General features: G+C 69.6%; 10 protein-coding genes and 1 rRNA gene. 2 read left to right on the forward strand and 9 right to left on the reverse strand.

What is annotated here, in order from left to right:
* The first annotated feature begins 86 nt into the window (after nucleotides 1–86).
* The gene (locus ABT078_RS33605) at nucleotides 87–881 is read left to right on the forward strand and encodes an ECF subfamily RNA polymerase sigma factor, BldN family (RefSeq protein ID WP_351234543.1); all 795 of its coding nucleotides are present in this window, start codon (nucleotides 87–89) and stop codon (nucleotides 879–881) included.
* A 329-nt stretch (nucleotides 882–1210) separates the two neighbouring features.
* Nucleotides 1211–2434 (forward strand): DUF5667 domain-containing protein, encoded by a 1224-nt coding sequence (locus tag ABT078_RS33610; RefSeq protein WP_351234545.1) that lies wholly within the window; start codon nucleotides 1211–1213, stop codon nucleotides 2432–2434.
* Between the two features lie 88 nt (nucleotides 2435–2522).
* Here the strand turns inward: ABT078_RS33610 and ABT078_RS33615 are convergent, their stop codons facing one another.
* The 9 genes from ABT078_RS33615 to rrf all read right to left on the reverse strand — a co-directional run.
* Nucleotides 2523–3704, reverse strand: coding sequence for a lysophospholipid acyltransferase family protein (locus ABT078_RS33615; RefSeq protein ID WP_351234547.1), 1182 nt, complete (start codon nucleotides 3702–3704; stop codon nucleotides 2523–2525).
* Between the two features lie 25 nt (nucleotides 3705–3729).
* Complete coding sequence (locus tag ABT078_RS33620; RefSeq protein WP_351234551.1) at nucleotides 3730–4827, reverse strand: NAD-dependent epimerase/dehydratase family protein; 1098 nt, start codon at nucleotides 4825–4827, stop codon at nucleotides 3730–3732.
* 172 nt (nucleotides 4828–4999) lie between these two features.
* Nucleotides 5000–5098, reverse strand: a complete 99-nt coding sequence (locus ABT078_RS33625; RefSeq protein ID WP_003948845.1) for a 30S ribosomal protein bS22 — start codon at nucleotides 5096–5098, stop codon at nucleotides 5000–5002.
* A 111-nt stretch (nucleotides 5099–5209) separates the two neighbouring features.
* A complete protein-coding gene (locus tag ABT078_RS33630) occupies nucleotides 5210–5419 on the reverse strand; it encodes a helix-turn-helix domain-containing protein (RefSeq protein WP_158687078.1) in 210 nt (69 codons plus the stop codon).
* A gap of 128 nt (nucleotides 5420–5547) precedes the next feature.
* Nucleotides 5548–6363, reverse strand: coding sequence for a phosphatase (locus tag ABT078_RS33635; protein WP_351234553.1), 816 nt, complete (start codon nucleotides 6361–6363; stop codon nucleotides 5548–5550).
* A gap of 145 nt (nucleotides 6364–6508) precedes the next feature.
* Entirely contained in the window at nucleotides 6509–7684 is a 1176-nt protein-coding gene (locus tag ABT078_RS33640) for an acetoin utilization protein AcuC (RefSeq protein WP_351234556.1), read from the reverse strand.
* Nucleotides 7635–8861, reverse strand: coding sequence for an MFS transporter (locus tag ABT078_RS33645; RefSeq protein ID WP_351234558.1), 1227 nt, complete (start codon nucleotides 8859–8861; stop codon nucleotides 7635–7637). The genes ABT078_RS33640 and ABT078_RS33645 overlap by 50 nt, the downstream gene beginning before the upstream one ends.
* Before the next feature lie 43 nt (nucleotides 8862–8904).
* On the reverse strand, nucleotides 8905–9549 hold the full coding sequence (locus tag ABT078_RS33650; RefSeq protein WP_351234560.1) for an HAD family hydrolase: 645 nt from the start codon (nucleotides 9547–9549) through the stop codon (nucleotides 8905–8907).
* A gap of 74 nt (nucleotides 9550–9623) precedes the next feature.
* Nucleotides 9624–9714 (reverse strand): 5S ribosomal RNA (gene rrf, locus ABT078_RS33655); the annotation flags it as partial.

Here is a 9714-nt window from a genome sequence, read left to right on the forward strand (position 1 = left end):
CAGACGCATCAAGGACCCGCCGCATCGTCACGACGAGTGAACGGTCCCGCACTGCCCGTGATGGAAGCTCTGCCTCTGGGAGTCCCGTGTACCCACACGTCGGGGTTGACGCCTCGGGCCTGGCTACGCTCCGCGCAACGGTCGCCGACCACTTGCGCGGTTTCGTCCCCACCGCGTACGCCGGCCCCGCCTTTGCCGCGCCGGGCCCTGCCGCCCTCGGCCCTGCCGGCCCCTGCTACGCCCTGGCGGACGGCGGTGCGGCGGTCGGGAGACGGGGTGGCCGTGGGGGCGCCGGCACCTCGACCACCGCCCGCCGCCCCAGCGCCGACAGCGACAGCGCGCGCATGATGGAGCTCGTCGAGCGCGCCCAGGCCGGCGAGGCCGAGGCCTTCGGCCGGCTGTACGACCAGTACAGCGACACCGTCTACCGCTACATCTACTACCGCGTCGGCGGCAAGGCGACGGCGGAGGACCTCACCAGCGAGACCTTCCTGCGCGCCCTGCGCCGTATCTCCACCTTCACCTGGCAGGGACGCGACTTCGGCGCCTGGCTCGTCACGATCGCGCGCAACCTGGTCGCCGACCATTTCAAGTCGAGCCGCTTCCGACTGGAAGTGACCACCGGCGAGATGCTCGACGCCAACGAGGTCGAACGCAGCCCAGAGGAGTCGGTCCTCGAGTCGCTCTCGAACGCAGCACTGCTCGAGGCCGTGCGCAAGCTCAATCCTCAGCAGCAGGAATGCGTCACACTCCGCTTCCTGCAAGGGATGTCGGTGGCCGAGACCGCACGCGTGATGGGCAAGAACGAAGGCGCGATCAAGACTCTCCAGTACCGCGCCGTCCGTACGCTGGCAAGGCTCCTCCCCGACGACGCCCGCTGACCGCCCGCTGGCCCTCCGAGCACTGCTGGCGCCCCACGGATCCCCCCTGCTCCGCCACGAACGTCCCCCCACGAACCAGTCTCCCCACATCAAGCCCCCCACGCTGCCCCGTCCCTTCAACTCACCACCCGTGAGCGGCTGATGACGCACTGGTCCGATCATCCTTCGCGCGTAACCCAACTGCCGAGCCGCTCGTTATGCGGAATGCAGGCTCCCTGCGGTCACGCTATGCCCGCGACCACTCACTCGATCGTGTGGTTGTACTCAAGGCATGCAACCTTCCGGACCTCCCGGGGAGTCGACCGTCATGACGAGAGGAGGTGCCGCCAGTGATCGCGAACGTTTCGGCGCACCGGCGGGCGAACGCCTTCGCCCAGGCCCTGGAGAATCAGACGCTCCGGGGCGCGGCGGCCGAGCAGCCCGATGATTCGGCCGAACCGGCCGAGCAGGGACGGCTGTTGGCCCTGGCGAACGGCCTCGGCGATCTGTCGAAGCCCCAGTTGGATCCCGAGGTCAAGGTGGTGCAGCGAGCCCAGCTCGTTGCCGCCATGGAGGCCATGCTCCTGGAGGGCGCAGCCTCCGAAGGAGGTGCGTCCGGGGGCCCTGCGGTCCCGAAACAGCGACGCACCTCCGGCCGCGGCGCCCACCGGGCAACACCGCTTCGAAAATTCCGCCCGCGCTCCCGCTGGTCCAAGGGCCTCGCGGCCGGCGGGCTCACCGTCGGAGTCGCCGCGGGCGCCTTCGGTGGAGTGGCCGCCGCCAGTTCCGACGCCCTCCCCGGTGACTCGCTCTACGGGCTGAAGCGAGGCATGGAGGACCTCAAGCTCGGCATGGCCGACGACGATGCGGCCCGCGGCGGGCTCTACCTCGACCAGGCCTCGACCCGGCTCAGCGAAGCCCGCCGCCTCATGGAGCGCACCCGGGCCGGCGAGCTGGACCACGAGTCGCTCGGCGAGGTCAGGCGTGCCTTGACCGGAATGCGCCACGATGCCACCGAAGGCCACCGGCTTCTCCACCAGGCGTACGAACGGGACGGCTCGCTCGGCCCCATCGCGACCCTGTCCTCGTTCGCCAGCTCCCACCGCGACTCGTGGAACGGTCTGCGGAGCCGCCTCCCGGCCCAGCTCAACGACGTCGGCAACGAGGTGAGTTCGGTCTTCGACGCCATAGACCAGGAAGTCGGACCGCTCCAGTCGCTGCTTCCCCGCACTCCCGAGAAGGAGAGCGGCGGATCCCAGCGCCCAGGAGCGTCAACCGCCGCCCCCGCGGGCCCGTCCGGTTCGTACGGCACGGACCACCCGTCGTCGTCCTCGCCCTCCGCGGGCCAGTCGGACGGCAGCGCCCGGCCCCACCCGTCGGGATCCGGCTCGACGGCGGACGAAGGCCTTCTCGGGGGCAACACCGGCGGCCTGCTCAACCCCCCGCAGAACAGCACGACGCCGTCCGCCCCGACCGGCATCGACCCGGACGGCCCTGTGCCGGACGTGACGATCCCGCCGCTGCTGCCGGGCCTGCTTCCGGGCCTCGGCCTCGACGCCGAGGACGACGACTAGGCGGACGACCAGGCAGGAAAGGAAAGGGGAGGGATACGCGGGCCGCGTATCCCTCCCCTTTCCTTCTCGCCTTGCGCTTCTCGGCGACTCAGAAGAACACGGACCTCCGCTGCACCAGCAGCTTGTACAGCGTGTGCTGGATCTGCTCCCGCACCTGGTCCGTCAGATTGAACATCAGCATCGGATCCTCCGCCGCCTCCGGCGGATAACCGTCCGTCGGGATCGGCTCCCCGAACTGGATCGTCCACTTCGTCGGCAGCGGCACCGCCCCGAGCGGCCCCAGCCACGGGAAGGTCGGCGTGAGCGGGAAATACGGGAACCCCAGCAGCCGCGCCAGCGTTTTCGCATTGCCGATCATCGGATAGATCTCCTCCGCCCCGACGATCGAGCACGGCACGATCGGCACGCCTGCCCGCAGCGCCGTGGACACAAAGCCGCCCCGCCCGAAGCGCTGCAGCTTGTACCGGTCGCTGAAGGGCTTTCCGATGCCCTTGAAGCCCTCGGGCATCACCCCGACGACCTCACCCTGCTGCAGCAGCCGCTCCGCGTCCTCCGTGCACGCCAGCGTGTGCCCGGCCTTCCGCGCCAGCTCGTTCATCACCGGCAGCACGAAGACGAGGTCCGCGGCGAGCAGTCGCAGATGCCGGTCCGCAGGGTGCTTGTCGTGCACCGCGACCTGCATCATCAGCCCGTCGAGCGGGAGCGTCCCGGAGTGGTTGGCCACCACGAGCGCCCCGCCTTCCGACGGGATGTTCTCAATGCCCTTCACCTCGACCCGGAAGTACTTCTCGTACAGCGGCCGTACGAGTGACATGAGCACCTGGTCGGTGAGCTCCTTGTCGTAGCCGAACTCGTCGATCTCATAGTCGCCGGTGAGCCGCCGCCGCAGAAACGCCAGCCCGCCCGCGAGCCGCCGGTCCCAGGCTCCCAGCCCGCCCTGGCCACCCTGGGAGCCGTGACTGCCCGCCTCCGCCGCGCGCGGCTCTCCCTCGCTCCGGCCGCCGCCCGCTGCGTCCCCTACAGGGCCGGTCTCGCGAGCCGCACCTGCCGTACCCGGTGCAGCACCTGCACCTGCTGCACCGGCGCCCTGCACGCCCGGCTGCTCCCTGTCGGGCTGCCCCGGGACCGTGCCGACGGGCACCTCGCGCACCGCCACCGCCTCGGCCGCAGTCTTGCGCCGGCCTGACCCCGGGCGCCGCCGCACCGGGCGTTGCGACGCGCCCGTGCGTGACCGGTCGTCGTCGAACGGAATGACCTTGGCGTCCGCCATCGTTGCTTGCGCTCCTTATCCGGCGTTATCCGGCGCTCTGAGTGCTGTTCGCGGTGCTCGTCGCCGCGGTGCCCGCGGTCTTCTTCGTACAGCCCGCAGCCGCCGGCAGAGCGGCGAGCCTGTCCACCGCCCTGCCCACGGTCTCCGGCGGCAGCAGCCCGGGCGCACGGCTGCGCGCGAACTCCGCGAACGTCTCCGCTGTCGTGTACGCGGGGGTGAAGCCCAAGGTCTCGCGCATCTGGACCGTGCTCACCACCCGGCCGTGGGTGAGCAGCCGAATCTGCTCCGGGGAGAAGTCGGTGACGCCGACCGTACGCAGCGCGGAGCCCACCCAGGTGACCGCAGGAAGGAGCACCGGCACCGTCGGGCGCCCCAGCCTCCGGGAGCACTGCGAGAGGAGCAGCACCCCGTCACCCGCGATGTTGAACGTGCCGCTGTTGAGGGTTCCGCGGCGCGGCTCGTGGGAAGCGATGCGCAGCACGTCGATGACATCGTCCTCATGGACGAACTGAAGCCGCGGGTCGTAGCCGAAGACCGTCGGCATGACGGGCAGCGAGAAGTAGTCGGCGAGCGGGGAGTCGGCCCGAGGCCCGAGGATGTTCGCGAAGCGCAGTACGCACACCGCCACATCGGGCCTGCGGCGCGCGAAGCCGCGTACGTACCCCTCGACCTCCACGGCGTCCTTGGCGAAGCCGCCGCTCGGCAGGGACTTGGGCGGGGTGGTCTCCGTGAAGACGGCCGGGTCTCGGGGCGCGGAGCCGTACACGCTCGTACTGGACTTGACGACCAGCCGCCTGACGGTGGGCGACTTCTGGCAGGCACCGAGCAGCTGCATGGTGCCGATGACGTTGGTCTCCTTGACGGAGGTCCTGCCGCCCGAGCCCAGCGGCGTACCCGTGACGTCCATGTGGACGACGGTGTCGACGCCGTACTCGGCGAGCACACGGGCTATGGCCGGCTGGCGGATGTCCGCGCGGACGAAGTCGGCACCGCCGAGATGGTGCTCGGGCGTCACCGCGTCCACACCGACCACGCGGTCCACGTCGGGATCCCGCTGGATGCGGCGTACGAAGCGGCCCCCGAGCTGTCGGGCCACACCGGTGACGAGCACGACCTTGCCCAAGATCAGCGCCTTCCGTTCGGTTCTCCCCTAGGCGTCACCGTAGCGGGTTGATGTTGCGCTGTGATGACCGCAGGACAGTCTTCACGGCTCATTGCCCCCAACGCCGTACGACGCACCGCGACCCTCCCACCATGCTGGTGGAAGGGCCGCGTATTTCACGGACAGGCGCCGCTTACTTCTTGTTGCGACGCTGAACGCGCGTGCGCTTGAGCAGCTTGCGGTGCTTCTTCTTAGCCATCCGCTTGCGCCGCTTCTTGATAACAGAGCCCACGACTACCCTCGCTCACTTCTCTTCACTCGGTGCGGGGCTGTCTGGGCCCACACGACCTACGTCGGCCTAGCCTACCGGCCCGAGCTCCGAGCCTGTAATCCGAGGGGCGCCTCAAGCGGACTCCACCCCCACAAAGGACTCGCGGAGGTACTCGTGAACCGCTTGCTCCGGGACCCGGAAGGACCTGCCCACCCGAATCGCCGGCAGATGACCACTGTGCACCAACCGGTACACGGTCATCTTCGACACGCGCATCACCGAGGCGACTTCCGCCACGGTCAGGAACTTGACCTCGTTGAGAGGCCTCTCGCCAGCAGCCATGACCCACCTGTACCTTCCGCACACGACGCACACCGGCTTCCCCTCCGGTGACTCTTCGTCGCTGTGCGCTCACTCACCAGACTAGGGGCGTGTGGTGCGAGTGGGGAAGAGGAGCAGCCATCGGCCGTTTACTGTGACAGACACGCTCGATTGAGTACATAGCGAGTAAGCGGCCGGTAGTAATCGGACCGCACCGCGTCATCAACCGGAACGGCGACCGACACGCGCCCCTCGGCCTCGCCGACGAACAACGCGGGATCGTCCGTGTCGGCGAGACCGATGGCATCGAACCCCAGCTGACCTGCCCCGCAGACCCAGCCGTGGTCCCCCACCACCAGCTCGGGCAGCGGCCCGCCGGCCTCGGCCAGCCCTTCCAGAGCGGCCCGAATCGGGAGTGGTGAGTGGGTGTGCGCGCCGGAGTCACGCCTGGCGTCCCAAGCGCCGCGTTCTCTCACCAGCGCGACTCCTCGTACGTAGTCGAGGTTGTACGTGCGTACGCCGAACCGGGTCGTTATGTCGACACATCGCCCCTGCGCCGGTGTGAGTACAGGACAGCCTGCCGCCGACAAAGCGTCTGCCAGCTCGGCGTAGAACGCGAGCAACCGATGCGGATGCCCGGTCCCGAACAGGACCGGGGCCCGCCGGCCGGCCGCATCGCCCAGCCGCCCGGCGAACGCATCGAGCCCGCTCAACGTCCTTTCGGGATCGATCACATCGGGCCCCGACACATGACCGGGGTCGCCCGAAACCCCGCACTTGTCGGCCATCAGTGCGATCAAATCGCGCTCGCTCCATACCCATTCGGGATCGAGCCCGAGCGTGACGCGAGGGTCCCGCGCCGCAAAGAGCCGATAGCTGCGCAGGCTCTCCTCCCGCGACGTGGCCACGGGCCCGGCCAGCCTCGCCGCCAACAGATGCGCACGCAGCGCTCCCCTGCTCAACACCCCCCGATGCTCCCGCACCCCTTGCCCTCGCACCCCAAAACCCCGGCAAATCCGCACAGTTGGCGTAACAGCCGAAGAAGGTTGCCGACAGGACCGCAGGCACTCGTCCCGCACCGGCCCGGCCCCACCACCGAGCCGCCGGCCCCTACGCCAGCAGCCCTCTCAGCGGAAACACCGCCCGCCTGGTCGCCAGCACCGCCTGGTCCAGCCGGTCCGCCGGGTCGTACCCGTCCTCCCAGGACCGCCACCCCGGCGTCCGCCCGTCCGTCATCCGCCCAGGGCCCAACTGCCGCGTCCGCGCGTACACCTGATCCCGCCATGACGACGGAACCTCCGACTCGGGGTCGACCGGCGCATGCCCCGCGATCCCCACGAGATGCGTCCACGACCTCGGCACCACGTCCACCACCGCGTAACCGCCCCCGCCGAGCGCGACCCAGCGCCCGCCCTCGACCCATTCGTGCGCAAGCTCGTGGCACGCCTTCTGCACGAGGCGCTGCGCATCCAGCGACACCGCCAGATGCGCCAGTGGGTCCTCGAAGTGGGTATCCGCCCCGTGCTGTGTCACCAGCACCTGCGGCCGGAAGTCGGCCAGCAGCTCAGGGACCACCGCGTGGAACGCCCGCAGCCACCCTTCGTCCCCCGTCCCCGGCGGCAGCGCCACGTTCACGGCCGAGCCCTCCGCCGGCCCCGCGCCACCCGTCTCCTGGGGCCAGCCCGTACCCGGGAACAGCATGCGCGGATGCTCGTGCAAGGAAATCGTCAGCACCCTCGGGTCGTCCCAGAACGCCGTCTGCACCCCGTCCCCGTGGTGTACGTCGACGTCCACGTACGCGACTCGCTCCGCCCCCAGCTCCAGCAGTCTGGCGATCGCCAGCGAGGCGTCGTTGTAGATGCAGAACCCGGACGCCGACCCCGGCATCGCATGGTGCAGTCCCCCCGCGAAGTTCACCGCGTGCGGGGCCTCCCCTCGCCACACCGCCTCCGCTGCACCCACCGACTGCCCGGCGATCAGGGCGGACACCTCGTGCATGCCGGCGAAGGCCGGGTCGTCCATCGTCCCGAGCCCGTACGACTGGTCCGCGGCCCGCGGGTCCGCGGACGCCGCCCGTACGGCTGCCACATAGTCCTCGCGGTGGACCAGCCGCAGCGTCGACTCCCCGGCCGGCTTCGCCGCCACCACGTCCACCGCGCGGTCCAGCCCGTACGCCCGCACCAACCCGATGGTCAGCGCAAGCCGTACCGGATCCATCGGATGGCCGGCACCGAAGTCATACTTCGTTACCGCCTCGTCCCACATCAACAGTGCGCGGCCGCTCATGAACGCCACCGTATCGGTCGGCCTCCGCCGCGAACGACCGGGCATACACCAACGTCACGAGCACCAACACCATCGGGACCAGCATCGCCCCCCGGTAGTTCCACGCATCCCCGAGCGCCCCGACCAACGGCGACCCGATCAAGAACCCCACGTAGTTGAAGACATTCAGCCGCGCGACGGCCACGTCACTCTCGCCCGGGTACAGCCTCCCCGCTGCCGCGAACGTCTGCGGGACGATCACACACAGCCCAAGCCCCAGCAGAGTGAACCCGGCGAGCCCCACCCATGCCCCGGGCGCCACCGCCACCACCGCGAACCCGCCCGCGGCCAGCACCGCCCCGCCCCGCACCACCGCCACCGCACCGAAGCGCCGCACCCCGAGGTCCCCGACGGCCCGTCCCAGCAGCGTCGTCACCATGTACGCGTTGTACGGAACGGTCGCCAACTCCTCCGAGCTCCCGAGCACGTCCTGGAGGTACTTGGCGCTCCAGTTGGAGACGGTCGAGTCCCCGATGTACGCGAACGTCATCACCAGACACAGCGGCAGCAGCACCGTGAAGGCGACCTTCCCGCCACGAGACTCCGCCCCGTCCTCGTGACGCCCCGGGCTCTCCCGCCCCGCATCGACGTACCACCGACTCCCGATGAGCGCCGCGGGCAACAGCACGGCCACCACCGGCAGGTAAGACACCACGAGCGGCAGACCCCAGTGCGCCCCCGCCCAGGCGAGCGACGCCCCGGCGATCCCGCCCAGGCTGTACGTGGCGTGGAAACCGAGCATGATGCTGCGCTCGTACGCCCGCTGCAGGCTCACCCCGAGCATGTTCATGGACGCGTCCAGTCCGCCGACGGCCAGCCCGAACGCTCCCAGAGCGACGGCCACCTGCCACAGTTCCCTGCCCGCGCCCACCCCGAGCAGCGACAACAGCACGACGGGCTGCGACCACCGCAGCACGACTCCCGGCCGCACGCGCGCCACGAGCTTCTCGGTCGCCACACTGCCGACACCGGCCAGGATCGGCACAGCCGCCAGGAACAGGGGCAACAGCCCATCGGATATCCCGTACCGGTCCTGGATGGCGGGGATACGGGTCACCAGCAGCGCAAAGGTCACCCCCTGCACAAAGAAACTCAGCGCCAACGAGCCTCGACCGTGCCGCAACCGCGCGTCCGTCATGGCCGCACAGCGTAAGGCGCCCGACTACCCATGGGTAGATGGATCAGGCGAGCAATCCCGGCAGCTCAGCCATGTCCGCGAAGTACCCCTTGGTCCCGGCCAACTTCGCGGCGGGCGTCATGGCGGTGAATCCGTACACATCCATCCCGGCCGCCCTCGCCGCCTCAACCCCCAGCGTACTGTCCTCCACTACGACACACCGCTCCGGAGCGACGCCCATGCGCTCGGCGGCGTACAGAAACAGATCGGGCGCCGGCTTCCCCCGACCCACGTCCTGTGCGCTGAAGATGGTCTCGTCCCGGAACCACCGGTCCAGGCCGGTCTTCCGATGTCCCACCCGTATCCGCTCATGGCTCCCCGAGGAGGCCACACAGTACGGAACCCCGTCCGCGGCCAGCTTCCCGAGCGCGTCCGCGACCCCTTCGACGACCTCCAACTCCCGTTCGAAGGCGGTGAAGACGCGAGCATGGAGGGTCGCGTCGAAATCGTCGGGCAGCCGCTGCCCAGTCCGCTCCAGGACAAGGTCGTGCACCCGGTGCACGGCGGCGCCCATGTAGTCACGGAGCGAGTCCTCGTACGACGTCGGATGCCCGAGCTCGGTCAGGTACGCGGCCAGGATGGTGTTGGCGATGGGCTCACTGTCGACGAGCACACCGTCGTTGTCGAAAATGACGAGGTCATAGCGCATGACGCCACGTTACCCAGAACGCAAAAAAGGCCGTGGCCCCCGGATCGAAATCCAGGGGCCACGGCCCAAAAATTGTTCGGCGGCGTCCTACTCTCCCACAGGGTCCCCCCTGCAGTACCATCGGCGCTGAAAGGCTTAGCTTCCGGGTTCGAAATGTAACCGGGC

It is taken from the genome of Streptomyces sp. NPDC002133 (genome assembly GCF_040296405.1).
In the GTDB taxonomy this organism is placed as follows: domain Bacteria; phylum Actinomycetota; class Actinomycetes; order Streptomycetales; family Streptomycetaceae; genus Streptomyces.